The sequence below is a fragment of the Promicromonospora sp. CA-289599 genome (assembly GCF_050936155.1).
In the GTDB taxonomy this organism is placed as follows: Bacteria; Actinomycetota; Actinomycetes; order Actinomycetales; family Cellulomonadaceae; genus Promicromonospora.
Genome location: NZ_JBNJNI010000001.1, coordinates 5,585,409 through 5,612,184 on the forward strand (window position 1 = coordinate 5,585,409; position 26,776 = coordinate 5,612,184).

27 protein-coding genes are annotated in these 26,776 nt (G+C 71.5%); 17 read left to right on the forward strand and 10 right to left on the reverse strand.

The annotated features are described in order from the left end of the window. The first annotated feature begins 216 nt into the window (after nt 1-216). The 6 genes from ACQEVI_RS24795 to ACQEVI_RS24820 all read left to right on the forward strand — a co-directional run bounded on the left by ACQEVI_RS24795 (nt 217) and on the right by ACQEVI_RS24820 (nt 6,255). Nucleotides 217-1,326: an endolytic transglycosylase MltG gene (locus ACQEVI_RS24795; RefSeq protein ID WP_432904314.1), complete on the forward strand. Its 1,110-nt coding sequence runs from the start codon at nt 217-219 to the stop codon at nt 1,324-1,326. Nucleotides 1,327-1,329: 3 nt separating this feature from the next. Beyond that, nucleotides 1,330-2,223, forward strand: a complete 894-nt coding sequence (locus ACQEVI_RS24800) for a shikimate dehydrogenase (protein WP_432904317.1) — start codon at nt 1,330-1,332, stop codon at nt 2,221-2,223. 53 nt (nt 2,224-2,276) lie between these two features. Then, entirely contained in the window at nt 2,277-3,521 is a 1,245-nt protein-coding gene (gene aroC / locus ACQEVI_RS24805; protein ID WP_432904320.1) for a chorismate synthase, read from the forward strand. Nucleotides 3,522-3,553: 32 nt separating this feature from the next. Next, nucleotides 3,554-4,108 (forward strand): shikimate kinase, encoded by a 555-nt coding sequence (locus tag ACQEVI_RS24810; protein ID WP_432906098.1) that lies wholly within the window; start codon nt 3,554-3,556, stop codon nt 4,106-4,108. A gap of 5 nt (nt 4,109-4,113) precedes the next feature. Beyond that, nucleotides 4,114-5,277 (forward strand): 3-dehydroquinate synthase, encoded by a 1,164-nt coding sequence (gene aroB, locus ACQEVI_RS24815; RefSeq protein WP_432906101.1) that lies wholly within the window; start codon nt 4,114-4,116, stop codon nt 5,275-5,277. 237 nt (nt 5,278-5,514) lie between these two features. After that, on the forward strand, nt 5,515-6,255 hold the full coding sequence (locus ACQEVI_RS24820) for an excalibur calcium-binding domain-containing protein (RefSeq protein ID WP_432904323.1): 741 nt from the start codon (nt 5,515-5,517) through the stop codon (nt 6,253-6,255). Nucleotides 6,256-6,288: 33 nt separating this feature from the next. Here the strand turns inward: ACQEVI_RS24820 and ACQEVI_RS24825 are convergent, their stop codons facing one another. The 3 genes from ACQEVI_RS24825 to ACQEVI_RS24835 form a co-directional block, all read right to left on the reverse strand. After that, nucleotides 6,289-7,062, reverse strand: a complete 774-nt coding sequence (locus ACQEVI_RS24825; RefSeq protein ID WP_432904326.1) for a glycerophosphodiester phosphodiesterase — start codon at nt 7,060-7,062, stop codon at nt 6,289-6,291. Between the two features lie 79 nt (nt 7,063-7,141). Next, on the reverse strand, nt 7,142-8,191 hold the full coding sequence (locus tag ACQEVI_RS24830) for an alpha/beta hydrolase (protein WP_432904329.1): 1,050 nt from the start codon (nt 8,189-8,191) through the stop codon (nt 7,142-7,144). Between the two features lie 56 nt (nt 8,192-8,247). Beyond that, nucleotides 8,248-9,306: a LacI family DNA-binding transcriptional regulator gene (locus tag ACQEVI_RS24835; protein ID WP_432904332.1), complete on the reverse strand. Its 1,059-nt coding sequence runs from the start codon at nt 9,304-9,306 to the stop codon at nt 8,248-8,250. A gap of 217 nt (nt 9,307-9,523) precedes the next feature. Between ACQEVI_RS24835 and ACQEVI_RS24840 the strand changes: the two genes are divergently transcribed. From ACQEVI_RS24840 to ACQEVI_RS24860, 5 genes are all read left to right on the forward strand, one after another. Next, nucleotides 9,524-10,825 (forward strand): extracellular solute-binding protein, encoded by a 1,302-nt coding sequence (locus ACQEVI_RS24840; protein ID WP_432904335.1) that lies wholly within the window; start codon nt 9,524-9,526, stop codon nt 10,823-10,825. Nucleotides 10,826-10,911: 86 nt separating this feature from the next. Next, entirely contained in the window at nt 10,912-11,757 is an 846-nt protein-coding gene (locus ACQEVI_RS24845) for a carbohydrate ABC transporter permease (protein WP_432904338.1), read from the forward strand. Beyond that, nucleotides 11,757-12,608, forward strand: a complete 852-nt coding sequence (locus ACQEVI_RS24850; RefSeq protein WP_432904340.1) for a carbohydrate ABC transporter permease — start codon at nt 11,757-11,759, stop codon at nt 12,606-12,608. The genes ACQEVI_RS24845 and ACQEVI_RS24850 overlap by 1 nt, the downstream gene beginning before the upstream one ends. A 74-nt stretch (nt 12,609-12,682) precedes the next feature. Beyond that, complete coding sequence (locus ACQEVI_RS24855) at nt 12,683-14,068, forward strand: alpha-hydroxy-acid oxidizing protein (RefSeq protein ID WP_432904343.1); 1,386 nt, start codon at nt 12,683-12,685, stop codon at nt 14,066-14,068. A gap of 108 nt (nt 14,069-14,176) precedes the next feature. Continuing rightward, nucleotides 14,177-15,619 carry an MFS transporter gene (locus ACQEVI_RS24860; protein WP_432904346.1) on the forward strand — a complete coding sequence of 481 codons (1,443 nt, stop codon included), beginning with the start codon at nt 14,177-14,179 and terminating at the stop codon, nt 15,617-15,619. Nucleotides 15,620-15,676: 57 nt separating this feature from the next. Here ACQEVI_RS24860 and sigJ read toward each other — a convergent pair whose 3' ends face one another. Continuing rightward, complete coding sequence (gene sigJ / locus ACQEVI_RS24865; protein ID WP_432904349.1) at nt 15,677-16,774, reverse strand: RNA polymerase sigma factor SigJ; 1,098 nt, start codon at nt 16,772-16,774, stop codon at nt 15,677-15,679. A 79-nt stretch (nt 16,775-16,853) separates the two neighbouring features. Here sigJ and ACQEVI_RS24870 point away from each other — a divergent pair, with 79 nt between their 5' ends. Further along, nucleotides 16,854-17,030 carry a hypothetical protein gene (locus tag ACQEVI_RS24870; RefSeq protein ID WP_432904352.1) on the forward strand — a complete coding sequence of 59 codons (177 nt, stop codon included), beginning with the start codon at nt 16,854-16,856 and terminating at the stop codon, nt 17,028-17,030. A 23-nt stretch (nt 17,031-17,053) separates the two neighbouring features. Here the strand turns inward: ACQEVI_RS24870 and ACQEVI_RS24875 are convergent, their stop codons facing one another. Then, nucleotides 17,054-17,488 carry an iron chaperone gene (locus tag ACQEVI_RS24875; RefSeq protein WP_432904354.1) on the reverse strand — a complete coding sequence of 145 codons (435 nt, stop codon included), beginning with the start codon at nt 17,486-17,488 and terminating at the stop codon, nt 17,054-17,056. 117 nt (nt 17,489-17,605) lie between these two features. On the opposite strand from ACQEVI_RS24875, the gene ACQEVI_RS24880 reads away from it, so the two are divergent. Then, nucleotides 17,606-19,105: a DUF222 domain-containing protein gene (locus ACQEVI_RS24880; protein WP_432904357.1), complete on the forward strand. Its 1,500-nt coding sequence runs from the start codon at nt 17,606-17,608 to the stop codon at nt 19,103-19,105. Here the strand turns inward: ACQEVI_RS24880 and ACQEVI_RS24885 are convergent. Further along, nucleotides 19,060-20,321, reverse strand: a protein-coding gene (locus ACQEVI_RS24885; RefSeq protein ID WP_432894622.1) for an IS3 family transposase whose coding sequence is annotated in 2 segments (ribosomal slippage) — nt 19,060-19,976 and nt 19,976-20,321 — 1,263 coding nt in all. Because the reading frame shifts where the segments join, the coding sequence is not laid out codon by codon here. The two genes, ACQEVI_RS24880 and ACQEVI_RS24885, sit on opposite strands and share 46 nt — an antisense overlap. A gap of 220 nt (nt 20,322-20,541) precedes the next feature. Here ACQEVI_RS24885 and ACQEVI_RS24890 point away from each other — a divergent pair. Beyond that, nucleotides 20,542-20,706, forward strand: coding sequence for a hypothetical protein (locus ACQEVI_RS24890; protein WP_432904360.1), 165 nt, complete (start codon nt 20,542-20,544; stop codon nt 20,704-20,706). Between the two features lie 229 nt (nt 20,707-20,935). Here the strand turns inward: ACQEVI_RS24890 and ACQEVI_RS24895 are convergent, their stop codons facing one another. Continuing rightward, a complete protein-coding gene (locus ACQEVI_RS24895; RefSeq protein WP_432904363.1) occupies nt 20,936-22,414 on the reverse strand; it encodes an MFS transporter in 1,479 nt (492 codons plus the stop codon). Continuing rightward, nucleotides 22,411-23,460: an alcohol dehydrogenase catalytic domain-containing protein gene (locus tag ACQEVI_RS24900; RefSeq protein WP_432904365.1), complete on the reverse strand. Its 1,050-nt coding sequence runs from the start codon at nt 23,458-23,460 to the stop codon at nt 22,411-22,413. The genes ACQEVI_RS24895 and ACQEVI_RS24900 overlap by 4 nt, the downstream gene beginning before the upstream one ends. Nucleotides 23,461-23,585: 125 nt before the next feature. Here ACQEVI_RS24900 and soxR point away from each other — a divergent pair, with 125 nt between their 5' ends. The 3 genes from soxR (at nt 23,586) to ACQEVI_RS24915 (ending at nt 25,255) form a co-directional block, all read left to right on the forward strand. Next, the gene (gene soxR, locus ACQEVI_RS24905; protein WP_432904367.1) at nt 23,586-24,074 is read left to right on the forward strand and encodes a redox-sensitive transcriptional activator SoxR; all 489 of its coding nucleotides are present in this window, start codon (nt 23,586-23,588) and stop codon (nt 24,072-24,074) included. A 92-nt stretch (nt 24,075-24,166) separates the two neighbouring features. Continuing rightward, the gene (locus ACQEVI_RS24910) at nt 24,167-24,763 is read left to right on the forward strand and encodes a hypothetical protein (RefSeq protein WP_432904370.1); all 597 of its coding nucleotides are present in this window, start codon (nt 24,167-24,169) and stop codon (nt 24,761-24,763) included. 36 nt (nt 24,764-24,799) lie between these two features. Next, the gene (locus ACQEVI_RS24915) at nt 24,800-25,255 is read left to right on the forward strand and encodes a type II 3-dehydroquinate dehydratase (RefSeq protein ID WP_432904374.1); all 456 of its coding nucleotides are present in this window, start codon (nt 24,800-24,802) and stop codon (nt 25,253-25,255) included. Between the two features lie 38 nt (nt 25,256-25,293). On the opposite strand, the gene ACQEVI_RS24920 is transcribed toward ACQEVI_RS24915, so the two are convergent. Then, the gene (locus ACQEVI_RS24920) at nt 25,294-26,115 is read right to left on the reverse strand and encodes a hypothetical protein (RefSeq protein ID WP_432904376.1); all 822 of its coding nucleotides are present in this window, start codon (nt 26,113-26,115) and stop codon (nt 25,294-25,296) included. A 6-nt stretch (nt 26,116-26,121) separates the two neighbouring features. Further along, nucleotides 26,122-26,721 (reverse strand): SatD family protein, encoded by a 600-nt coding sequence (locus ACQEVI_RS24925; protein WP_432904379.1) that lies wholly within the window; start codon nt 26,719-26,721, stop codon nt 26,122-26,124. Nucleotides 26,722-26,776 lie beyond the last annotated feature (55 nt).

The window sequence follows — 26,776 nt, forward strand, 5'->3', positions numbered from 1 at the left end:
GTGCTGATCGGGGTAGCGTTCGCGGCACCCGGGCTGTGATGCGATCGTGACATCCGATCGTGATGTCGCGCGCCCGGGCGTGACCAGGCATGGATCGACCACGATCCAGGCAGCGCAGAGGATGGAGCGAGCGTGACCGAGGCCCTTCCCGGAGTGAGTTATCAGGGGCCCCCGCGGCACGCCAGCGGCTCTCGCGGCCGACGAGGAGATCGGGACATGCCCGGCGGCAGGCGCGACAGCGGCATTGGGAGCGACCGGCGCGGCGGCAGGCGGGACAGGCGGCAGAAGCGGTCCAGGCGACCGCTGGTCGTCGCCGTGCTCGCCGTCCTGCTGGTCGTCGGCGCCCTGGGCGCGTGGACGGTGGTCAACGACGGCTACCTCTTCGGCATCCGTACCCCGCTGGCCGCCCCGGACTACGAGGGCACGGGCGGCGAGGCGATAGTGGTCGAGGTGCCCCAGGGCAACGGCTACACGATCGGCGCGGAGCTCGTGGAGCAGGACGTGGTCGCCAGCGCCGAGGCGTTCGTGCGTGCGTTCAACGCGAACCCGGACGCCTCGTCGATCCAGCCCGGCACCCGTGAGATGAAGCTGCGGATGAGCGCGGCGTCGGCCGTGGCGCTGCTGGCGCAGAACAACGTGGACCGCGCCGGCCTGACCGTCGTCGAGGGCAGCACGGTCGCGCAGATCGAGCAGACGATGATCGAGACGGGCTGGCCCGAGGCGGACGTCAAGGCGGCCCTGGCGGACCCGGCGGCACTGGGCCTGCCCGCGGAGGCAGGCGGGCACCTGGAGGGCTGGCTGGCGGCCAACACCTACGAGGTCAAGCCGGACAGCACGAGCGCGGCGGACGTGCTGGGGCAGATGGTCGCCCTCACCGTGCAGGAGCTGACCGAGCTGAACGTGCCGGCCGACCAGCGCAACGATCTGGTCATCAAGGCGTCGCTGGTCGAGCGGGAAGCGCCGGACGACTACCGGGGCGAGGTCGCCCGGGTGATCGAGAACCGGCTCGCCGCCGGCGAGGCGCTGGGTCTGGACGCGATCGACTCCTACGGCCGCAAGAAGCCGTCGCACGAGATCACGAAGGCGGAGTTCCAGGACAAGTCGTTCCCGTACGCCTCGCGCGTGGTCAAGGGACTGCCGCCGACCGCCATCGGTGCGCCGAGCAAGGCGTCGATCGAAGCAGTCCTGAAAGCGCCCGAGGGGCCGTGGCGGTGGTACGTGACGGTGAACCTGGACACGCAGGAGACGAAGTTCACCGACAACTACGACGAGTTCCTGGCCTTCAAGGACGAGTACCAGGCCTGGGCAGCGGAGAACGGGTACTGAGCCATGAGCACCACGATGACCCGCCGGGCCGCCGTGCTCGGGCACCCCGTCGCGCACTCCCTGTCCCCGGTGCTGCACGGCGCGGCCTACCGGGCCCTGGGGCTGGACGGCTGGCAGTACGGCGTGCACGACGTCACGGAGGACGCCCTGGAGGGCTTCCTGCGTGACGTCGACGCCGGCTGGGCGGGTCTGAGCCTGACCATGCCGCTCAAGCAGGTGGTGATCCCGCTCCTGGACCACGTGGACCCGCTCGCCGAGGCGGTGGGTGCCGTCAACACCGTGCTGGTCTCCGGGGGTGGCCTCTCCGCGGGGCGTGCCGGCAGTGGCGCCGTGACCACCACCGGCACGAACACCGACGTGCACGGCATCGTCGCGGCGCTGCGCGAGGGCCTCGGCGCCCGCGGCGTCGCCGACGCGGTGATCCTCGGCGGTGGCGCGACGGCGGCGTCGGCCCTCGCGGCGGTGGCGGAGCTCGGCTGCGTCTCGCCGCGGGTCTTCGTGCGCTCCCTGGACCGGATCGGCCCGCTGCGCGCGGCCGTCGCGCGGATGGGCGTGAGCCCGTCGTTCGCGGTGTTCGACGAGCGGGCGACGACGTCGGCCCTCGCGGTCGCGGACGCCGTCGTCTCGACGACGCCGAAGTACGCCGCCGACCAGTGGGCGCCGCTGCTGACGGGGCTGCTGACCGGCGCGGGGGAGAAGCCCCGCGGCGTGCTCCTCGACGTCGTCTACGACCCCCGCCCCACTGCCCTGCAGTCCGCCTGGACCGCGCTGGGCGCCGACGCCGTGGGCGGCGAGCGCATGCTCCTGCATCAGGCCGCCGAGCAGGTGCGCCTGATGACCGGCCGCCCCGCGCCGCTCGCCGCGATGGACGACGCGCTCCGGACGGCGCTGGGCTGACGGCCTGTGGACAGCGGGCGCCGGGTGCGTCACGCGCGTGAAACAATCGCGCCATGCTGCGTTGGTTGACATCGGGTGAGTCGCACGGTCCTGCCCTCGTGGGCGTGATGGAGGGTCTGCCCGCTGGGGTGGAGCTCACGACGGGGGACATCCAGGGTGCGCTCGCGCGCCGCCGCCTCGGTTACGGCCGGGGCGCGCGCATGAAGTTCGAGCAGGACGAGGTGCGGGTGCTCGGCGGGCTGCGCCACGGGATCACGCAGGGCGGTCCGCTCGCCATCGAGATCGCCAACACCGAGTGGCCCAAGTGGACCGACGTCATGTCGGCCGACCCGGTGCCGCCGGAGGCACTCATGGTCGACGCCGGCACCGGTGACGAGCGCGAGGTGGCCCGCAACCGGCCGCTGACGCGCCCGCGTCCCGGCCACGCCGACCTGATCGGCATGCGCAAGTACGGCTTCGAGGACGCCCGGCCGGTCCTGGAGCGTGCGTCGGCCCGCGAGACGGCGGCCCGCGTGGCGCTCGGCGTCGCGGCCGCGAAGTTCCTGGAGCAGGCTCTCGGCATCCGCCTGGTCTCGCACGTGGTCGCCATCGGCGGTGCCGCGGTGCCCGACGACTCCGCGCTCCCGACCCCCGACGACCTCGCCGCGCTCGACGCCGACCCGGTGCGCTGCCTCGACGCCTCCTCCTCGAAGCTCATGGTCGAGGAGATCGACCTGGCCAAGAAGGACGGCGACACGCTCGGCGGCGTCGTCGAGGTGCTCGCCTACGGCGTGCCGTCCGGGCTGGGCACCTACGTGCAGGGCGACCGCCGCCTCGACGCGCGCCTCGCCGCCGCACTCATGGGGATCCAGGCGATCAAGGGTGTCGAGGTCGGCGACGGCTTCCGCACCGCGCGCCGCCGTGGCACCGCGGCCCACGACGAGATCGTGCGCGAGGCCGCGGCCGGCCCGGACGGCGCGGGCGCGCCCGGGCGGATCCGTCGTACGACCAACCGCGCGGGCGGCATCGAGGGCGGTATGTCGAACGGTGAGGTCGTGCGCGTCCGTGCGGCGATGAAGCCCATCTCGACGGTGCCGCGCGCGCTGCCGACCGTGGACACCGCCACCGGCGAGCCCGTCACGGCGCACCACCAGCGGTCGGATGTCTGCGCGGTGCCGCCCGCCGCCGTCGTCGCCGAGGCGATGGTCGCGCTCACCCTTGCCGAGGCCGCGGTCGAGAAGTTCGGCGGCGACTCGGTGGCCGAGGTACGCCGCAACATGGAGTCCTACCTCGCGGCCATCCCGGAGCTGCTGCAGTGAGCGGCCCTGCCAAGATCGGCCCCGTCGCCGTGATGATCGGCCCGCCCGGCTCCGGCAAGTCCAAGGTCGGCCGCATCCTCGCGGCGGGCCTCGGCGTCACGGTCCGGGACACCGACGCGGACATCGAGGCGGGCGCGGGCAAGCCCGTCAGCGAGATCTTCGTGGACGACGGCGAGCCCCGCTTCCGCGAGCTGGAGCGCGCGGCGGTGCTCACCGCCCTCGCGGAGCACGACGGCGTCCTGTCCCTCGGCGGTGGCGCGGTCATGAACCCCGCCACCCAGGAGGCGCTCGAGAAGTACACGGCCGACGGCGGGCAGGTCGTCTTCCTCGACGTGCCGCTGGCGATCGCCGCGCAGCGGGTGGGCATGAACCAGGCCCGGCCGCTGCTGCTGGGCAACCCGCGCGCGCAGTGGCAGAAGCTGATGACCGAGCGGCGCCCCACGTACGAGCGGCTCGCGACCCTGACCGTCGTCTCGAGCGAGCGGCCCGGCGAGCAGGTGGCCGCCGAGATCGTCGAGGCGCTGGGCCTGGAGGCCACGGCGGGCGAGCTGATGGATCCCAAGAAGAACGAGGAGAGCACCACGTGAGCACCATGAGTGCCTCGAGCGAGACCGCCCCTACGCGGGTCACCGTGCAGGGAGACACCCCCTACGACGTCGTCATCGGCCGCCACCTGCTCGGTGAGCTGCCCGCGCTGGTCGGCCCGGCCCGCAAGGTGATGGTGGTCCACCCGGCCGCGCTGTCCGCGACCGCCGACGCGATCGCGGAGGACCTGAAGGCCGGCGGGTACGAGGCGTTCGTGGCAGAGGTGCCCGACGCCGAGGAGGCCAAGACGCCCCAGGTCGCGGCGTTCCTGTGGGGGCTGCTGGGCCAGCTGGACTTCACGCGGTCGGACGCGATCATCGGGGTGGGGGGCGGAGCCACCACCGACCTCGCGGGCTTCGTGGCCGCCACCTGGCTGCGCGGGATCCGGGTGGTGCACGTGCCGACCACGCTGCTCGCGATGGTCGACGCCGCGGTGGGCGGCAAGACGGGCATCAACACGTCGGAGGGCAAGAACCTCGTCGGTGCGTTCCACCCGCCTGCGGGCGTGCTGTGCGACCTGGCGGCCCTCGGCTCGCTCGACAAGTGGGACCTGGTCGCGGGCCTGGCCGAGGTCGTCAAGACCGGCTTCATCGCCGACCCGGTCATCCTGGAGCTGGTCGAGGCGCACGTCGACGAGCTGCGGAACTGGGCGGGCACCGAGGCCACCGACGACACCTGGGCGGTCGTCGCCGAGCTCGTCGAGCGTTCGGTCCGGGTCAAGGCGCAGGTCGTCGGCGAGGACCTCAAGGAGGCGGGCCTGCGGGAGATCCTGAACTACGGGCACACCCTGGGTCACGCGATCGAGCTGGCCGAGCGGTACCAGTGGCGCCACGGCGCCGCGGTGAGCGTCGGCATGGTCTTCGCCGCCGAGCTCGCCCGCATGGCGGGCAAGCTCCCCGACGACGTCGCCGACCGCCACCGCGCCATCCTGTCCTCGCTCGGGCTCCCCGTGCACTACCGGGGCGACCGCTGGGACCAGCTGCTGGCTGCCATGCGGCGGGACAAGAAGACCCGCGGCGACCTGCTGCGGTTCGTGGTGCTGGACGACGTCGCCAAGCCGGTCCGCCTGGAGGGCCCCGACCCGACCCTGCTGGCCGCCGCCTACGCGGAGGTCTCGAAGGAGCCGCCGACCCAGGGTCCGGGAACGCCGGTCACGCTGACGCTGGGCTGAGTGCGCCTGCACCGGGCCGACTGAGCCGGGTCGCGCGTCGGGCTGCACGCTGGTGGCAACGTGACCTGGCACCTGCCACCGGGGTGTTGGTTGACCGGGCGACCAGGATCGAGGGGGAGGTGCCGCGGGTGATCTTGCTGCGATCACTGCGCGGTGCGAGGTGAACGGGCCTACCGTCCGACGCACAGGGGCAACCCGCGTGCGGCTCCGGTCGCACGCCGACCGGAAGGCGCCATCGTGCGTAAGGTCTACAACTTGCCGCCAGGCTGGCCCGCTCCTACCTCGGAGTGGACGCCGGACCTGCGGTGGGAACCCAATCCCGAGTGGTCGAAGCCTGATGGCTGGCAGCTCTGGGTCGACGTACCCGACACGGCGCTGATCGGCGAGGGCGCTGTCGTCGTGGACGTACCGGACGAGGAAGTGCACAAGCCACCCCGGCGCAAGCCGCTGCTGGTCCTCGGCGGGGTGGCGGCGACAGTGGTCGTCTTCCTCTTCGGCGTCGCCGCGGGCGGAGGATCGGGTGCGGCCGCCGCGGCGGAGGCTGAGGCGTCCGCCGCGGCGGCGGAACGCGCGGAAGTGCAGACCGAGACGGAGGCGCTCGCCGGGGCGCAGGAGCTGCTCGCCGCGGACGAGGCGCAGCTTGCTACCGACCAGAAGGGCCTCACGACACAGACGGCCGACATGAAGCAGAAGGCGGAAAAGCTCAGGTCACGGGAGGTCGCGGTGAAGTCCGCCGAGACGGACCTGGAGGCGAGAGAGTCCGACGTCGCGAACCGTGAGGCGGCCGTCGAGTCCGCGGAAGCCGCGGGCACCGCGGAGGAGGAACCCGCGGTCGAGGAGCCCGAGGACACGGGCGGCGCGGTGTACTACGACAACTGCGACGCCGCCCGAGCGGCCGGCGCCGCTCCGGTGCGCTCCGGGGACCCCGGGTACGGCTCGCACCTGGACCGGGACGGGGACGGCGTCGGCTGCGAGTGAGAAGCCGGTTCCTGACGGCGGGCCGCGCTGCGCCTACTCCCAGAGACCTCGCTCGATCAGGAGGTCCTTGAGCAGGTCCGCGCGGTCCGTCACCAGGCCGTCGACGCCCAGGTCGATCAGCTGCTCCATCTCGTCGCGGTCGTTGATGGTCCACACGTGCACCTTCTTGCCGAGCGCGTGCGCCGCCTCGAGCGATGCGGCGTCGACCACCGTGACGGACTTCTCGCGCACGGGGACCTGCAGCGCGTCGACGTCGCGCAGGGAGCGGCGGGCCAGCGGGCGGGCGTGCAGGCGCACTCCGGTGAGGAAGCCTCTGATCTCGTTGCGTCCTGCGGACGTGGCCACCGGGCGGGACAGCTTGGCGAGCGTGGCCCGGCGCCGGGCGGCGTCGAAGGAGGTGACGCACACGCGGTCCCAGGACGACGTCTTCTCGACGGCGCGGGCCACGGGGCCCACCCCGGAGGCGTGCTTGACGTCGATGTTCACGCGCAGCTCCGGCCAGCCGCCCAGGATGTCCTCGAGCAGCGGCACGGGTTCGACTCCGCCGATTCGGGCCTCGCTGACGTCGGACCACGGCAGCTCGGCGACGAGGCCGGTGCCGTCGGTGGTGCGGTCGAGGGACTCGTCGTGCAGCGCGACCGCTACGCCGTCGGCGGTGCCGTGCGCGTCCGTCTCCACGTACCGGAAGCCGAGGTCGACGGCGGCGCCGAACGCGGCCAGCGAGTTCTCCAGGCCCTCGGTACCGACCGAGGCGTGTGCGAACCCGCGATGGGCGAGGGCTTGGAACGGCCCCTCGAAATAGGTCACTGGCTGTCCTTCGTGTCTCGGTACTGAGCGGTCTGACGGGTGGTCTGGCGGGTGGTCCTGCGGGTCGGTCGTGCCGGCCTCAGGTCGCGTCCCGGGCACCGACGACGGCGCCCACCCGGCTGTTCGTCCATTTCAACATGCCGTCGAGGTATGCCTCGCGCGGCCCGCTGGCCGACAGCGTCAGATCGTGCACCGCGCCGGGTACGACGAGCTCCGTGACGTCATGCCCCAGGGACGGGGCGAGCGCGGCCATCTGCTCGACGTCGAGCACCGTGTCCTGCGCGTCGAGGAGCGGGTTGTCGAGCGCGTCCGGGCCGGAGGAGTCGGACCGCGCCAGCAGCACCGGGCACGCGATCTCCAGTCCCTGGGCGACGCGTGCCTGCCCGCGCCGGACCGCGACGAACCACCCGACCCGGCTGGGCAGGCCGTCGGGCCGCTTCAGCGTCGTGTCGAACTCCCAGCGCCCGCCGTTGGCGGCCAGCAGGTGCTCCGCGTACCGCGAGGGACTGTCCTTCAGGACCGCGGTGGCGGCGAGGCGGCCGACGGTGTCCAGCAGCCGCGTGCCGACACCGCGGTGGAACTCGGACGCCCAGAGGTCGAGGAACGGGGAGTCGAGCACGAGGACGTCGGGCCCGGCGTCGGCGCCCACGGCGTTGCGGTGCGCGTGCGCCCACAGCGCTCCCGTGAGCCCGCCGGTGGAGTGGGCGTGCAGCACGAGCGGCAGCCCGGGCTCCAGTGCGCGGACGGCCCGGGCGGCCGTCGAGATGTCCGTGGCCTGCTCGCGCAGGTCCATCACGAAGTGCGGGATCTGGTCGGGCTGCAGGGACCGCCCGGCAGCGCGCAGGTCGAGCGCGTAGAACGCGTAGCCCGCCGCCGCGAACGCGCGGGCCAGGTGCTCCTGGAAGAAGTAGTCGTTGTAGCCGTGCACATGGACGACGGCCGCGTGGGGCGCGGGAGCGTCGTCCGGGTGCGGGTACCGCACCAGCGTGGCCGGCCCGAGCGGGGCCTCCTGGAACGGTTCGCCGAGCAGGTGGTCGGTGTGCCAGTCGAGGCCGACGGGCGCCGCCCCCGGGTCCTGGGCGCCTGCCGGGTAGCCGTCTGCCCGGTCCGCAAGGTACTGCTCTTCCAATGGTGCCTCCACGTCGTCGCGCGCTGCTCTCGGTGCCCTCGTCGTGCTCAGTGTCGTCAGTGCCGGGGGTGCGGCCCGGGGACCGTGGTCACCGGCGCGGCGGTCGATCCCCGGATCACCAGCTGTGTGGACAGCTGGACGTGGTGGGAGTCGGCCGGTTCCCCGCGCGACTGCTGGAGCAGGGTGCGCAGCGCGACCCGGCCCATGTCGCTGATGGGCTGCCGCACCGTGGTGAGCGGAGGTGCGGTGGACACGGCCATGGAGGTGTCGTCGAAACCGACGACCGACAGGTCCTGGGGCACGCGCAGGCCGCGCTGGCGCGCCGCCTCGAGCACCCCGAGCGCCGAGGCGTCGCAGCCCGCGAAGATGGCCGTGGGCGGCTGCGGCTCGGTGAGGAACCTGCTGGCCATCTCGAGGCCCGCGGGGACGCTGAACTCGCGCTCCAGGATCAGCTCCGGGTCGATCGCCGCGCCGGCGGAGCCCATGGCGCTGAGATAGCCCTGCAGGCGCTCGCGCGAGGCTATCGAGCCCGGAGGCCCGCCGGCGAACGCGATACGGCGATGCCCCAGGTCCAAGAGGTGCTGGGTCGCCTGCAGGCCCCCGGTGAAGTTCGTGGCCCCCACCGAGACCACCTCGTCGTCGAGGGGGTTGAGCGGGTCGATCAGGACGACGCTGAGTCCGAGGGCGCCCATCAGGTCCCGCTGGTCGGCGGTGAGCTCGGAGGTCACGACTATCACGCCCGTACGTCCGTGCGCCGCCAGCCGGCGGATCCAGGGCGCGGAGAGCGGTCCGTCCTCCCCGAGGTCCGGATCGGCCATGTCGACGAGCACCTCGACCCGCTGCGCGTGCGCCGCGGCGACGATCCCTTCCAGTACGTGCATCGAGTAGAGGTTCACGAGCGTGTTGAAGACGACGTTCACCTTCTGCAGGCGGTCGCGCTCGCGCGGCCCGGTGGTCGGCACGTAGCCGAGCTCGTCGATAGCCCGCTCCACCCGCCGGCGGGTCTGCGAGGAGATGTTCGGCCGGCGGTTGAGCACCTTGGAGGCGGTCGCCTTGGAGACCCCGGCCGCCCGGGCGACCTGCTCCAGCGTGGGGCGCGATGCCTGCATCCTCATCAGTGCGACCTCCCTCGGACTGCTCGCCTCGACCCGTTCGGGACGACAGGTCCCAGCCTATGCCAAGGAAATAGTTTCGCAGTATTGGTGCGCGTAGAGCGCCCGTAGTCCCTTGACAGCCCTCGAATGCCCTCCCTACCGTCGAAGGCCATTAGGAAACGCCATGAAACTATTTCTGAACGGTCGACACCGTCGTCGGCAGGAGAGGACTCGGACAATGAGGCTCGGGATCGGACGACGCGCGGGTGCGGTGGTGGCCGCGGTGACCGTGGCGGCTGTGCTGGCGGCCTGCGGGGGCGGCAGACAGCCCGGACAGGCTCCCGCGGGCGGCGCGAACGCGTGGGCTCTGACCGGTGAGAGCGGCGACGTGCTCGGTGCGCAGTTCGACGCGTGGAACGAGGCCCACCCGGAGGAGGAGTTCGCCGTCGAGTACTTCGCGAACGACGCCTACAAGGAGAAGATCCGCACCGCCGTCGGCGCGGGGAACGCGCCGACGCTCATCTACTCGTGGGCGGGCGGCACGCTCGAGGACTACGTGGCGAACGGGAAGGTCGTCGACCTTGGCGACAGCACGGCGCGGCTGGAGGAGGAGCTGATCCCCTCGGTCGCCGACAACGGCAAGGTCGACGGCACGGCATACGCCGTGCCGACCACGCACAGCCAGCCGGTCGTCCTCTACTACAACCAGGAAGTGCTGGACGCGGCGGGGGTCGAGGTCCCGGCGACCTACGAGGAGCTGCTCGCCGCGGTGGGCACGCTCAAGGACGAGGACGTGATCCCGATCGCGCTGGCGGGCCAGAGCGTGTGGCCCGAGCTGATGTGGATCCAGTACCTGACCGACCGGACCGGCGGTCCGGAGGTCTTCCAGGCGGTGCTCGACGGCGAGGAGGGCGCATGGTCGGACCCGGCGATCGTCGAGGCCACGACCAAGATCCGTGAGCTGGTCGACGCGGGCGCCTTCGGTGACACCTTCGGGTCCGTCAACGCCGACCAGAACGGTGACACCGCGCTCGTGCAGACCGGGAAGGCGGCGTTCCTCCTGCAGGGCAGCTGGGTCTACCCGGACTTCGTCGCGGGCAACCCCGAGCTCGTGGAGTCCGGCGGACTCGGCTATGCGGCGTTCCCGGTCGTCGAGGGCGGCGCCGGTGACCCGGCCAACATCGTCGGCAACCCGTCGAACTTCTGGTCGGTCTCCGCGGACGCCTCCGAGGAGGCACAGGCCACGGCGAAGCAGTTCATCTCGACCGAGGTGCTGAACGACGCCGCCGTCGACGACCTTCTCGCCATCGGCACCGTGCCGCCGATCACCGGGATCGAGGACAAGATCGCCGAGCAGGACGACGCCGACTACCTGTCGTTCGTCTACGGCCTGGTCAGCGATGCCCCGCACTTCCAGCTCTCCTGGGACCAGGCGCTACCGCCCGCCCGGTCCCAGGCGTTGCTGGACAACCTGAGCCAGCTGTTCCTCGGGCAGATCGACCCGCAGCAGTTCTCCGACGCGATGGACGCGACGCCGTGACCGTGGCGGCCCCCTCCTTGAGCCCTGCCCGTTCCCACCCGGCTCGCCGGCCGGGAACGGGCAGGACCCAGGGGCCGCCGGTATGGATGGCCGCCCCGGCGCTCGCGCTGTTCGGGGTCTTCGCCGTGGTGCCGCTCCTGGGTGTGCTCGTGCTGTCCTTCATGAGCTGGGACGGCCTGGGGGACCCGGTATGGACCGGTGTCGACAACTGGGGGCGGACCCTGTCGGACCCGGTGACGCTGAACGCGATGCGGCTGACCGCCGTCGTCACGGTCGCCTCATGGCTGTTCCAGGCGCCGGTGTCCCTGCTGCTGGGTGTCTTCATGGCGGGCAGGCAGCGCTATCGAGCCGTGCTGTCGGTGCTGTACTTCCTGCCCCTGCTCTTCTCGGCGGCGGCCGCGGCAATCGCCTACCGTGCGCTGCTGGACCCGAACTTCGGTCTCGGCTCGGCGCTGGGCATACCGCTGCTGGCCCAGGACTGGATCGGGAACCCCGACCTTGCGCTCTGGGTGGTGCTGTTCGTCATCGGCTGGTGCTTCGTCCCGTTCCACTCCTTGCTCTACCAGGGCGGCGTGCGGCAGATCCCCGCGTCGCTCTACGAGGCCGCGCTGCTGGACGGCGCCGGCCGGGTGCAGCAGTTCTTCCACATCACCCTGCCGCAGCTGAAGTACACGATCATCACGTCCTCGACGCTCATGATCGTCGGCTCCCTGACCTATTTCGACCTGATCTTCGTGCTGACCGGAGGCGGGCCCGGGAACGCGACCCGCATCCTTCCGCTGGACATGTACCTGGCGGGCTTCCGCAGCTACGACATGGGCCGGGCGAGCGTCATCGCGGTGATCCTCGTCGTCGTCGGGCTGGGTGTTTCGCTGGCGCTGAACCGGTTCTCGGGCGCGAGCCGCATGGAGTCCCAGATGGAGGGCGTCTGATGTCCGCACGCGCTGCCCGGGCGGTGCGCACGGCGCGCACCGCGCCCAACGTCGTCGGTGGCCTGGCCGGCTGGATCTGGCTGCTCGTCATCATCGTGCCGATCTACTACATCATCGTCACGAGCCTGCGGCCCGAGGCCGACTACTACTCCGAGAACTCGCTGTCGTGGCCGTCCCGCCCCACGCTGGACGCCTACGGCGAGGTGATCGCGAACGACTTCCTGCTCTACTTCGGCAACTCCGTGTTCGTCACCGTCGTCTCCGTCGTGGTGATCCTCGCGGTCTCGCTGATGGCGTCCTACGTCGTCGTGCGCTCCAGGCGCCGCTCCGCCGCGCGGATGTTCCAGATCTTCCTGCTGGGCATCGCGATCCCGATCCAGGCCACGATCGTGCCCGTCTACTACCTGATCATCCAGCTCGGCCTGTACGACACGCTGTGGGCGCTGATCCTGCCCTCCATAGCGTTCGCGATACCGCTGTCCGTGCTGATCCTGACCAACTTCCTCCGGGACGTGCCGGTCGAGCTGTTCGAGTCGATGCGGGTCGACGGCGCGGGCGAGTGGCGCACCCTGTGGAGCCTCGCGCTGCCGCTGACCCGCCCGGCCGTCGTCACGGTGGCGGTCTACAACGCGCTGCAGGTCTGGAACGGCTTCCTCTTCCCGCTCGTGCTCACCCAGAGCGCCGAGACCCGGGTGCTGCCGCTGTCCCTGTGGGCGTTCCAGGGAGAGTTCTCCGTGAACGTGCCCGCGGTGCTCGCCGCGGTGGTGCTGTCCGTACTGCCGATCCTGGCCGCCTACGTGATCGGGCGGCGTCAGCTCGTGTCGGGCCTCACGGCGGGGTTCGGCAAGTAGTCCGTCGGGTGGTTCAGCCGGGGCATCGCCGTGTGGGCGGGAGGCGTCAGGCAGCGCGTGACAGGATGTCCGGCATGCGCGATATCGGCCGGGCGGTGCAGTCGTCGATCTACCGCAACGGGGTGTTCGGCCACCGGCCGGTCGTCCCCACCGACCCGGACGCGCTCGCCGAGAGCGCCCGACGCCGGATGACCCGTACCGGCTGGTCCTACGTCGCCGGGGGAGCCGGCGCGCAGCGTACCGTCGACGCGAACCGGGAGGCGTTCGGCAGGTACCGGATCGTGCCCCGCCAGATGGTCGACGTCGGCGAGCGGTCGCTGGCCACCACCCTCCTCGGGCGCGACCTGCCCGCGCCCGTGCTGTTCGCGCCCGTGGGGGCGCTCGAGCTCGCCGTGCGGCACCAGCTCGTCCGAGGAGGCAGGCGGGCCGCACCCCGCAACGCCGAGCCCGCGCTCGCCCGGGCCGCCCGCGACCTCGGCCTGCCCGTCGTCATCTCCACGCAGGCGTCGACGCCCATGGAGGACACCGCCGCGGTGCTCGGCAGCAGCCCGCGCTGGTTCCAGCTCTACTGGTCGTCCGACGACGCACTGGTCGAGTCCTTCGTCAGCCGCGCCGAGGCCAGCGGCTGCGCAGCGATCGTCGTCACGCTCGACACCCACGTGCTCGGCTGGCGCACACGCGACCTCGACCTCGGCTACCTCCCGTTCGCCCGCGCCGAGGGCATCGCCCAGTACCTGAGCGACCCCGTGTTCCAGGAGCTGGTCGAGGCCCGCGTCCGCGCTGCGGGCTCTGCGGGCTCGGGCTCTGCGGGCTCGGACACGGCAGCCTCGGGGCCGACGTCGCCCCGGCCCACCGTCGCCGCCGTCCGCTCCCTGCTGTCCATGGCCCGCCACCACCCCGGACCCACCTGGCGCAACCTCACCCAGCCCTACGCCCGCGCCGCCGTCGAGACCTTCCTCGACGTGTTCTCCCGCTCCACCCTGACCTGGGCCGACCTCGCCTGGCTCCGCGAACGCACCTCGCTCCCGATCCTCGTCAAGGGTATCCAGCACCCCGACGACGCCCGCGCCGCCCTCGACCACGGCGCGAACGGCATCATCGTGTCCAACCACGGCGGCCGGCAGATCGACAACGCGCTCGCCTCGCTCGACGCCCTGGCGCCGGTGGTCGACGCGGTACGCGCCCACGCGGGGACGGGTACGGGCACGGATACCGGCACGGCGGGGGTCCCCGTCCTGTTCGACTCCGGCATCCGCACCGGCGCCGACGTCTTCACCGCACTCGCCCTCGGCGCGGACGCCGTCCTCCTGGGCAGGCCCTGGGTCTACGGCCTCGCCCTCGCGGGCGCCGACGGCGTCCGCGCCGTCACCGAGCACGTCCTGGCCGAGCTCGACCTCACCATGGCGCTCGCGGGTGTGTCGGCCACGGGACAGATCGGGCGGCACAACCTGGCACTCTGACGTGCGCTGTGACGTGCGCTGTGACCTGCGGCTCCGGCCCGGGCGTCGGTATCAGATCGTGACCGCCTTCAGCACCCGCCGTTCACCGGATCCGGGCAGACTGCCGCCATGACCGACGCCACCCGCGGACCCGAGACACCGGATCCCACCACTGCCGCCCCGCTACCCCCGAGAACGGGCCTGGAGCTGCAGGAGGGTGTGCGGGTCCCGCGCCGTCAGGTGTTCTCGTGGGCACTGTGGGACTGGGGCACGCAGCCGTTCAACACGGTGATCCTGACGTTCGTGTTCACGGCGCTGTACCTGACCACGGAGTCCTTCCTGGACCCGGCCGTCGCGGCCCTCGGCGAGAACGACCCCGCCTACGAGCGCGGCCTCGCCGGGCTCACCAGCGGCGTCGGCCTGTGGAACACGCTCGCCGGCCTGCTCATCCTGGTGCTCGCCCCCGTGCTCGGACAGCGCGCCGACGCGACCGGCCGCCGCAAGGTGTGGCTGGCCGGCGGTACGGCCGGCATGGTCCTGTGCATGCTCGCGCTGTGGTTCGTCGAGGCAGACCCGGTGTACTTCGTGCTCGGCGCCGCTCTGATCGGACTGGGCAGCGTGCTCAACGAGATCGCCGGCGTGAACTACAACGCCATGATGGTCTCCGTCGCCACGCCCCGGACCGTCGGCAAGGTGTCCGGTCTCGGCTGGGGTCTCGGCTACGTCGGCGGCATCCTCGTGCTCCTGTTCGTCGTCATCGCGGACTGGGCCGCCTGGTGGGGCATGCCCACCGACAACGGTCTCGCCTTCCGCGTGATCGCCGTGGGCTGCGCCCTCTGGACCATCGCCTTCGCCTGGCCGATCCTGGCCTTCGTGCCGGAGCTGCCGCCCACCAAAGGCCACGCCAAGGTCGGCTTCTTCGCCAGCTACGTGGTCCTGTTCCGCGACGTGCAGGGCCTGTGGCGCACGTCGCGCCGCACGTTCTGGTTCCTGCTGGCCAGCGCCGTGTTCCGGGACGGCCTGAGCGGTGTCTTCGCCTTCGGCGCGATCATCGGCAAGGTGGCGTTCGGTTTCAGCACCAGCGAGGTGATCATCTTCGGCATCGCCGCCAATCTGGTGGCCGGCATCAGCACCGTCGTCATCGGCCGTGCCGACGACCGCTTCGGTCCCCGTTCGGTCATCCTCAGCACGCTCAGCATCATCGTGGTGGCCGGGCTCGCTGTCGTGTTCCTGCGCGATCTCGGCCCGATCGTGTACTGGGTCGGCGGCCTGATCCTGTCGGCCTGCGTCGGGCCCGCGCAGGCCGCGTCGCGGTCCTACCTCGCCCGGGTCACGCCGGCGGGCAAGGAGTCGGAGATCTTCGGCCTCTACGCGACGACCGGCCGCGCCGCGTCCTGGATGTCGAGCGCCCTGTGGACCATCACCATCGCTGTGACCGGCGCGACCATCTGGGGCACCCTCGGGATCGTCGCCGTCGTCCTCGTCGGCCTGGTGCTCATGTGGTTCGTGCAGGACGCACCAGTGGCAGGGAGCCGGTCCGAAGCGCTGCCCGGGACGCACACCGGCGCGTGACGGCGACGGTGCGTGCGCGGGTCACGCGCACGCACCTGGGAGACCTGCCCGGGAGACCTAGCGAGCGCCCCCGCGCTGGCGGTCGTTCCGCAGCCACTCCCGGAGCCGCTCCAGGTCCGCCTGCGGCCCCAGGTGCCGCAGCTTCTCCGGGTTGACCACGCCCCGGATACCCGCGAGCTGTCCGTCGACCACCTCGAACGACCAGGTACCGATCAGACCACCGCCGATGACGTCGTCCGCCACGATGAGCAGACCGGGCTCCCCACCCACCAGAGCACGCTCGAAGTGGACAGGCGCCCCACGGCGCATGAAGCCCGCCAGCAGACGCGCCACCGCGTCCCGCCCCGAGACCGGCCGGATGATCGACAGGCCCGGCGGCACCTTCCCGCCGCCGTCACCGGTGACCATGACGTCCTCGGCGAGCAGCTCCAGGAACGGGTCCACCGCACCCTCCTCGCACGCGGCCAGGAACCGCGTGACGAGCTCCTCCGCACGCACCCGGTCGGAGCGACCGGGTGCTGAGCGACCGGGTGCCGAACGGGCGGCGTCGTCCCGCTCCCGCGCGATCCGCCGTCGGGCACGCGACGCCAGCTGACGCGCAGACACCTCGCTCGTGCCGATGACGCCCGCCGCCTCGGCGTGGGAGTAGCCCAGCACGTCGTGCAGCAGGAAGGCCGCGCGCTCCGTAGGGGTGAGCCTCTCCAGCAGTACGAGGAACGCGGTCGAGAGGTCGTCGGCCAGCTCGGCGTGCGCCGCGGCGTCCGGCGGCGCGGACGCCATGGCGACCGGGAGGTTCGTCTGCACAGGACCGACCAGAGGCTCCGGCAGCCACTCGCCCACATATGACTCACGCCGCACCCGGGCCGAACGCAGCACGTCGATGGCGATCCGCGTCGTCACCGTGGTCACGAACGCGTCCGGGTTACGCACCCCTTCGGTCTGCGACAGACGCAGCAACGCCTCCTGGACCACGTCCTCCGCCTCGGCCACGCTGCCGAGCATCCGGTACGCCACGCTGAACGCCAGGGGGCGCAGCCGGTCCAGGGCGGCGCCGTCGAGCCGCGTACCGGGTGGTTCTGTGGCCTCCTGCGCGTGGCCGTCCTGTGTGTGGCTGTCCTGTGTGTGGCCGCCCTGGGAGGTCTCCGGGTCCGTCATGAGCACATGCTCTCGCGTCATACCCCTACGACGAGGGACAGGCATCAAACGTGACAGCGGCTGGACATACTCTGCGCCCGTGAGAACAACCGCGCTCCTCTTCGGCGGCGTCGGCTACCTGCTCTGGCAGGCAGGGGCATCGGCGATCGGGACGGCGCTCGCGGTCGTACGGGTGCTGCACCGTGCTGGTGCTGACCGCCGGCACGCCGAGCATCCTGGAGACGGGCGGGACGGGGCTCTGACCGGCGCGGTATGAGGTCACTGCGGCAGGGCCGAGCGTCAGCGTGAATGCATCGCGTCTATCTCGTCACGGCGGAACAGGATCAGCCGGTCCAGGACATCGTCGGGCAAGGGGCGGTCGGACGTGAACCGGATGGTCCCCTTCGACGTCGAGAAGCCGGCCAGGTCAGTTTCGAGCGCCTCGATCGCGGGAGGGCTGAACGGGTACAGGCCGATGTGCTTCGCCGTGGCCCGGGCCGACACGAGTGGGCTTCCTCGATAGCGCAGCGCTGCCATGCCGTAGCTCATGCCTTCCTCGGCGTCGGGCACGAGCTCCAGCGCCCTTGCTCGCACGCGCCCGACGGCGTCGCGGACTGAGCCGTCGAGGCTGGCGATGTAGTCGGTGAACTCGTCCATGAGCACAGCCTCGCCGGAAGGACGGCGGGGCGCGAGGCGGTGCCCGGTAGGGCGGTCGAGGTCCACGGTGGTCTTCAAAGGGTTATCCACAGATTCGAGATCCATCATGCAGACCGCACGAGTGTTCGACATAATAGATGCACTGAGAGAGTGAGCACTAGATACCAGCGATTCAGATGGGCGGAGGTGGGCATGATGGAGCACACGACAAACAGCGGTCCGGCCAGTGGCCCGCCTCCTGCTGCGGTCTCGATCGAGGAAACCCTGGCCCGGATCGAGAACGAGATCGACCACCTCACCACCCTGACTACCCCGGAGACCCTGACCGGGTGGGACGCCCCGGCGGTCGGCCGCCTGGTCGAAGCCCACACCCGCATCCGTCGGCTCACCGGCCGTCTGGACGGTGTCCGGTACACCCTGCTGCCCCGGATCGAGGACGAGGGCTCCTGGCGCTCGGGTGGCATGACGCGCACGTTCACGACCTGGCTGCGCCTGCGTGAAGGGATCTCCGCGCGCACGGCCGGTAAGGACATGACGATCGCGCGGCGTCTCGCGACGGCGCTCCCCGTGACCCGGGAACGACTGGTCGCCGGCACCCTGGGTGTCGACCACGCCCGCGTGATGACCGAGGTCGCACCCACCAGTGAGACGCGCACCGACGCACTGTCATGGTTGATCGATACCCGTACCGGGCACACCACCACCCCGGAACAGTTCGTGCAGAGCGTCCCGGTCGACTTCCCCGACCCCGCCGACGACCCCGACGGGGCACGGACCCGGGAGCTGGTCACCCAGGTCCTGCAGGACGCGGTCACCGAGGGGACCCTGGTCACGGGTGAGGGCATAGTGCTGCGTGAGGCGGGTGTGTTGAACGCGGACCAGTTCCGCACGGTCGCGCGCCGGTTCGCGACCGTGACCGACCCGGACACCGACGACCTCGATGACGACAAGGCCGCCCACGGTGAGTTCTTCGACCTGGCCAAGACGTTCGGCGGGTACCACGTGGCCGGATTCCTGACCGACGAGCATGGTCTGCAGCTGGCCACCGCGATCAACGCGGTCCTGGGCGCCCCGTCCGCGGACGACGCCCGGACCACGACGCAGCGCCGCGCACAAGGCCTCGCCGACGTCGCCCGGGTGGTGCTGGACACGAACCAGGCCTCCCCAGGGGCCGCGATCGCCCCGCACCTGAACGTGACGGTGTCCTGGAACGAGTTCGTCACCCAGGTCACCCGCACCCGCGACGGCCTATGCCTCTCGTGCGGACAGACCCGACCCGGGCGCGGCCACCGCCCGGGCGCGGGTCCGAACGTCCCGAGCACCAGCACCAGCACCAGCACCAGCACCGGTAGCGGTAGCCCGACCGGCAGCCCCACCAGTAGTCCGGGTGGAGACCAGGGTGGCTGGAGTACCGCGGGAGCAACAGTGTCCGGGTTCTTGTCCTCCGGTGGTCCGGTGTTCACCGAGACCGGCAGCCGTGCCCCACGCGCCCTGGTGCGCCGCCTCGCGTGCCACAGCGCGGTCACCCGGATCGTGTTCGGACCCGACGGCGCCGTCCTGGACGTCGGACGCGCGCAACGCACCGTGACAGGACAGATGCGACGCGCCGTCGGGCCTTCGCCCCGAGAAGTGGACACGTCTTCGTGTGGTCAGGCGGCCAGCCGTAGCGTAGCCGGGTCGGTCTCGTGTTCGTAGTCGATAGGGCTCTGGTTCCCGAGGCGGGAATGCGGGCGGCGCAGGTTGTAACGCGTGATCCAGCGGAAGACCGCGAGGCGGCAGGCGCGGGCGCCGTCGAACGCGGGTGCGCCGGCCAGGGTCTCGCGTTTCAGCGTGGCGTTGAACGACTCTGCCAGGGCGTTGTCGGCGCTGGTGCCGACCGCGCCCATGGACTGAGTCACCTGCAGCCGGCCGCATAGCTGCGCGTAGTCCTTCGATCCGTACTGGGCTCCGTGGTCGCTGTGGAAGATCGCGCCGGCCAGAGAGCCGCGCTCGGCTACGGCGGCCTGGAGGGCGTCGGTGACCAGCTCGGTGCGCATGTGATCAGCCAGCGACCAGCCCACCAGACGGCGCGAGTACAGGTCGATCACCGTCGCCAGATACAAGAACTGCCCGCCACCGACCGGCAGGTAGGTGATGTCGCCGACATACCTGCGGTTGGGTGCCTGCGCGGTGAAGTCCCGCTTGATCAGGTCGCCCACCCTCTGCCCCGATGGGTCCGGGACTGTGGTGCGTACTCGTCGTCGTAGCCGGATCCCCGCGATGCCGTGCTCGCGCATCACACGAGCGACCCGTTTGTGGTTCACCGGCGGCCCGACCGGGTCGGCCTTACGCAGCTCGGTCGTCACCCGCGGCGAGCCAAGAGCCGGATCCTCCTTCAGCAGAGCCCGGATCCGCGCCGCCAGCCCGGCATCAGCAGCAGCCCGGGCGGCACGACCAGCGGCGCCGTCGCGCCACTTGTAGTAGCTCGACCGGTTGATCTCAAGGACCTGGCACAGCCGCTTCACCGAGTAGGTGGGATGGTGCTCGGCGACGAACTGGAAGCGGCTCACCAGGTCGTCTCTCCCGCGAAATACTTCGCGGCCTTACGCAGGATCTCCCGCTCGGTGGCGAGCTTGCGCTTGTCGGCCTCCAGGCGGGCGTTGGCCGCCTCGAGCTCGGCGACCCGTGCCTCCAGCTGCCCGACCCTGCCACCGGAACGCACCGCGGGCTCGCCGGGCGTCGTGCCCGCTGCCGGACCGGCCGTCACGGCGGCCTGCCCGCGCTGCTCGGCAGCGCGGCGCACCCATAACCGCAACGTCTCTCGCGAGACGCCCAAGTCCCGGGCGATGCCCTTGATCGTCGCCCCGGGCGTGGACTCGTACAAGGCCACAGCATCGGCCTTGAACTCCTCCGGATAGTTCTTCATAGCCATGCGGATCAAACTCGCTTCCTCTGGATCCACGATCCAGTATCAGCGTGTCCACCAAACGGGGTGAGGGCCCGTCATCGCGAGGGACCAGCACTGCGTCTGGCCAGGGTGTGACCAACCACCCTCACGCTGCGAGGTCCACCACGCGATCACCCACTGGGCCGATGGCGGAGACACGTCGGTGACCAACAGTGCGTTGTTGTGCTGGTACCACCACCAACTCGTGGACTCCAAGAACATCACCATGCACTGGACCGGGAAGCCCCCGGCCGACAACACAGCAAACACCCTGCTGGAGACCGGATGGGCCTTCACCGACGCCTACGGACACCGCATCCGCCTACCCGAACCCATCGAAGCCCCACCCCCACCCGTCGAAGCTGCCTGACTGACCAGCCGGCCGGGTAAGGCGCGACCGCGGCAACCCGTCCGGCCCGGCTGGTGGCCCGCCGCAGCCGCCTGACCTGTCAGGCCCAGCGGACCAGCAGGCCTGGCGCATCCGGCTGACCCACCAAGAGCATCTCCCCGAGAGGTGATACCCGCTCACTGCCCCGGACCCGGACCCGTCGGCTATTGAGGCAGCCTGACCTCCAGCTAGCCAGGCCGCCTCGCTCCGCTCATTGCCTGATGAGTCGTGTGCGGCCCGCCAGGAGCACGGTCATCATCGAGAGCAGGCCGGTGAGCCCGAGCACCGCTGCGTAGGCGGGCAGCCCCACGACGTCGTGCAGGGTCCACAGGAGCGCCCCGGTCGCGGTGGACGCGATCGCGGCGGCGACGGCGTCGGCCACCTGGAGCGCCGACGAGGCCGAGCCCTGCTCGTGCGGCGCCGCCAGCTCGAGCGTCAGGACCGACAGCGTGGGGTAGACCAGGCCCATACCGCTGCCGGACAGCACCCAGAACGCCATCCCGATCCCGGCCGGCACGGCGGGGAGCACGAGGACGGCCGCGCCGATCATCCCGAGGGCGAGCAGGCCTCCGCCCAGCCGCACGTAGCCGGCATGGCTGAGGTGCAACAGGTCGCGGCCACGCACCCAGGACGCCCCGGACCAGCCGAGCGCTCCCACCGTCAGGATGAGGCCGGCACCACCAGGGCTCAGGTGCCGCTCGTGCACCAGGAGCAGGGGCAGCAGCACCTCCGCACCGACGAACGCCGCCGACACCAGGGCCCGCACCGACACCACGGCCGGCAACCCGCGTCCGGCCCGCAGCACGGCCAGGGCGAGGCGCAGCGCGTGCAGCGGGGGACCAACTGGTTGACCGGCGGCCGCATCGCGCCGGTCGCCGTTCGCGCTGGTCTCCTCCAGGGTCGTGCCGACCGGGGCCAGGTTCTTGAAGGCTGTGCTGTCTGAGCCTGCGCCGTTCGAGGTTGTGGCGCCGTTCGAGACCGTGCCGTCCGAGACCGTGCCGTCCGCGGGGTCCGCCCGGTCGCCGCGGGCCGCCGTGAGGCCGGGGCGCATCAGGAGCGCCGCCGGCACCGTGAGCGCTGCGGCGCCCAGGAACACCCAGCGCCAGCCCACGTGGTCCACGACGAGCCCGGCGAGGCCTGGCCCGACGATCGCTGGCACGACCCACGCCGCGGCGAACGCCGAGAACACGGCGGGGTGCCGTTCGGCGGCGAACACGCGCGCGACCAGGACGTACAGTGCGACGCCGAACAAGCCGTTGCCGACGCCCTGCACCGCGCGCCCCGCGACGAGGGCGCCGATGTCGGTGGCCGTCCCTGCGACGACGAGCCCGACCACGAAGAGCGCCACGCCGGTCCACATGGCGGGCGTCGGGCCGCTGCGGTCGCACCAGCGCCCGGCCGCGAGCATCCCGACCACGCTGGTCGCGAAGGTCACCGCGAACGCGAGCGTGTAGTACCGCAGCCCGTCGAGCTCGACGGCGACCGTCGGCATCGCCGTGGACACGGCGAGGGCCTCGAACGCCCCGAGCGAGCAGAGCGCGACCATCCCGGCGAGGACGAGGCGCTGCGCCGCCCGGCTCAGCGCCCCCGACGCAGGAGCCGGCTGCGTGGCCGACGGCATGGCTGGGTCACCGCCCGGCGGAGTCGCCGGGGGAGCGTCCGACGGCGACGGAGGAACGGTCGCGGTCACACCAGCACCACCTTGCCGGTGGTGCGACGCTCCTCGAGCTCGCGGTGAGCCCGGGCGGCTTCGGCGAACGGCACGCGGTGCGTCGCGATCCGCCACCGGCCGGACGCGGCACGCGCCAGCGCACGCTCCTGGTAGGGGCGCTGGTCGGGCATCGGGGGAGCGTCGGGTCCGAGGGCGTAGCGCACCTCGATCCGGGAATCGACCTGGTCGGCCTCTGTCCAGGAGGTGTACCGGTTGGGCTCGCCGGACGCCCAGCCGTAGGCCACGAGCCGGGCGCGAGCGGAGGTGGTGGCCACCCCGCCGTCGTCGAGCAACGCGGTGGCGGCGGTACCGAGGTCCCCGCCGACGCCGTCGAGCACGACCGTCGCAGGGGAGTCGCCGAGCGCGTCCCGCGCGATGTCCGTCCAGCCCGGGACGGAGTAGTCGACGAGAGCGAGCCGTGCACCGGCGTCCGCTCCCGCCAGCAGGTCCTCCAGGACCTTCAGCCGAGGCCTGCTGCTCGCCAGGGCGACGACGCGCGCACCGGCACCGAGCGCCTCCTGCACGAATAGTGTGCCAAGCCCGCCTGCGGCACCGGTGACGACGACGACGTCGGCGGCGGTCACAGCCGCGATGTCGAGGGTGTAGACGGCCATCCGGCCCGTGCCGATCATGGCTGTCGCGTCGGCAGGGTCCAGGGGAGTGCCGTCCGGACCGTCGGGGATCAGGTGCAGCTTGTCGGTTCCGACGACGACGCGCCGGGCGTACCCGCCGCCGTCGGGCACGCGGCCGAGGTGTGCCACGACGCGCCGTCCGGTCCACGAGGGATCGACACCGGGGCCGACGCCGGAGACGGTGCCCGCGATCTCCCGGCCCGGGACCGTCGGGAGGCTGGGCAGGGGGAGCGGAGGACCCTCCTCGCCGCGGCGGATGCTCGTGTCGACCAGGTGCACTCCGTGCGCCACCGCGTCGACGAGCACCTCACCGGGGCCGGGCGCGGGGTCCGGGATCTGTTCGAGCGTGAGCACCTCGGGCGGACCGAAGGAGTGGTGTCTGATGGCGTCCATGCGGTCATCCTCTAACCTGAACCAAAGTTGAGGTCAATCGCGTCCCGTGCGAGCGGCTCCACGGCGGCCGTCGGCGTCGCCCGAGCGTCGTCGCGGGAGTCCTGGAGAGCCTGAGGAGGCCACCTGTGGAAGCACCCAGCCCCGCCGTCCCGTGGGACCGTGACGAGCTCACGGTCGGTGATCTCGCCGCGCGGAGCGGCGTGTCCGTGTCAGCGTTGCACTTCTACGAGCGCAAAGGGCTGATCGCGAGCCGGCGCACGTCGGGCAACCAGCGCCGGTACCGGCGCGAGACGCTGCGGCGTGTGGCGTTCATCAGGGTGTCGCAGCGCGTGGGGATACCGCTCGCGGACATCGGTGCCGCGCTCGGCACGCTCCCCGGTGACCGCACGCCGACCGCGAAGGACTGGCGGCGCATCTCGCAGGCCTGGCACGACGATCTCGACGCGCGGATCGAGCAGCTCTCCCGGCTCCGTGACCATCTCACCGACTGCATCGGCTGCGGCTGCCTCTCGCTGCGGCGCTGCACGCTGACCAACCCGCACGACGAGCTCGCCGAGGCCGGCCCCGGGCCGCGGACGCTCCTGGTGGAGGGGCTGGAGCCGGACGGGTCGTGACGGCGGGGCTGATGGAGGTCGACTTTGCGGGCGGTCCCGGCGTCGGTTCTGGTAGAAAGCCGCACTGGTGCCGCGCCGACCGAGGGAGAGCTGTGGGTACGTACTACGAGTGGGTCGCCGACCTGGACGTGAGCGAGCGCGACGCGCCCGAGGTCGGACGGCGGGTGGTGGAGGCGCTGGTCGCCCGCGGGGTGATCCTTCCGGAGCTGTCCCCGGACGCGGCGCTCGGGGGCGACGGCCATCCTGCGGGACCTGCGTGGGCCGACACCGTGGAGGCGTCGGCGTCGGGAGATTCGCCGTGGGGCGTCCAGGTCCAGGTCGGCCGCGTGGTGCAGGACGGCGGGCAGTTCGACGTCGGCTCGGTGACGTGCCCGCGCTGCTCGGCCACGAGAGAGTTCTTCGGGCCGCCGGAGGAGTTCGGTCCGACCTGCTCGGACGAGGAGGGCCTGGGGCGGTTCTACGACGCGGCGGCGGCCTGGAGCGAGGGGGACGGCGGGAGCGATGCGGACCTGGAGTGCCGGGCGTGCGGCGTCGCCACGCCGGTCGTCGAGTGGCGGGCCGACGGCGCGGCGCTCACCTGCCTGGCCTTCATCTTCTGGGGCTGGGACGAGCTTCGTCCCGAGGTGCTGCGCTGGGTCGCCGACGCGACGGGCGGGCACCGGATCACGAGCGGGAGCGGCAAGATCTGACGGCGCTGTACCGCCGTGCCCGTTAGGCTCGCGGCCATGGCTTCTGCGCTGCCCCGTGTCCTGGTGCTCAACGGTCCCAACCTCGGCCGTCTCGGCGTCCGCGAGCCCGAGATCTATGGCCATGCGTCCATGGCAGACCTCGAGGTCGCCGCCGCGAAGTGGGGCGAGGAGCTGGGGCTGGAGGTCGAGGTGCGGCAGACCGACGGCGAGTCGGAGATCGTCGGCTGGCTCCACGAGGCGGTCGACGCCGGCGCCCACGTGGTGCTCAACCCGGCCGCGTTCACGCACTACTCGTACGCGCTGCGCGACGCCGCTGCCCAGGTCACCACCGCGGACCTGCTGCTCATCGAGGTGCACCTCTCCAACCCGGCCACGCGGGAGTCGTTCCGGCACTACTCCGTGGTGGCCGGGATCGCGACGGGCACCATCGCGGGGTTCGGGTTCGACTCCTACCGGCTGGCGCTGTCGGCGATCGCGATGCGCCTCGGATGAAGCGCATGGCTTCAGTCGGTGAGAGTTGAGCTGCTGGCTTAACCAAGCACCAGCCTCGCAAGCCCGAGACCTGCGAGTGCGAGAAGCCAGCTGGCGAAGCTGCCGATGAGGAAGTACTCGGTGACAGGGTTCGGGCCCTGATGCGCCGGGACGGTGGGCGAGACGCCGGCGCCCTTGGCCGGTTCGCCGCTCATGGACGACTGGATGATGATGGGCGAAGCCGCTGCTCGCGTGCTCGACTCGCTGGCGGCCAGCTCAGGGAAGCGGAGCAGGCCCTTGGCCCCGACCACGACGGCTGCGGCGGTCAGATTGCCCGCAAGGCCCAGTCCGACGATGAAGAGCCGCTCCATCGGGCCGAGCACGCGCCCGCTCCGTAGCCGGTCGGTCCCTGCCTTGGTGGGAACCTTGACCGCGTCGAGAATGAGTCGCACGAGCACGTTCGCGGTCGTGACCTGCGCGAGTGCGATCCCGGTCACGAATACCACCTGTGAGGGCGAGAACGCGGACAGCGGACCCGGGGCCCAGGCCGGCCATGCTGCGGAGCTGCTGTCCCCGAAGAGGAGCGCAACGATGATGCCCGCGCCGAGCGCCAGGAACGCCGCGCTCCGCGCTGCCGTCTCGCCGACGGTGCGAGTGATCACGTCGAGCAGCACCCAGACAGCGAGGAGCAGCGCGAGCGGTACACCGACGCTGAGCCCCGTGGCTGGGGTGACTCCACCGGCTGCGAAAAGTGCGATCAGGGTGACCAGGCCGGCGACGAGCGCGGTGTAGCGGCGGGCGGGGGAGATGCCGTGCGGGTGAGTGTCACGGAACGCGTCCGCCACCCCCAGCGCTGCCAGGAACGCTCCGAGGACTGCCATCCGTGATCACGCCTTTCCGAAGGTGAGCTGTGCGTCGTGCGCGGCCCGCACGCCCCTGGCGAACGCCTGGCTGACTGCTGACTGCGAGATCTTCTCAGCCGTGGCGATCTCGCGCTGCAATCGTCCCTGAAAGGACAAAAGGAGCATTCGCTGCTGGCGATCGCTGAGTCTAGCGACGAGGGCGTCGCGAGCAAGCAGGAATGCGTTCACGAGTGCGGGGGACGGATTCTCCTCGGAGGGGCCCACGTACCAGGTGCCATGACGGCCCTTGAGAGTGCCGATCGCCTCGCGTGCCGTCCACCACCCCGGGCCGTCCTGAAGGAGGGGGTGGCGGCTGCTGTCGTGGACGGTGACGTCACCCTTGCCAAGGCCGAAACGCATCTCGATATCGGGTGACAGCTCGAGGTTGATCAAGAGTGCTGCGAGCGTCGCATCGCCCACCGTGGTGAACCCGCCCTGCACCTCGTCGCCGAGCGTGGGCTCAAGGGGTTGCGCGGTGTCGATCGTCTCGTTGACGCGGTTCAGGGCTGCGCCGATTGCCTGCTGCGCAGCTGCCCGGTCGGTGATCTTGCGGGAGCCGACGATGTCTCCGATGAGGGTGAACACCAGTTCAGCATATACCTCAACTTCTAGGAAAGTAAGTTGTGCGCTTCTGCGTTTG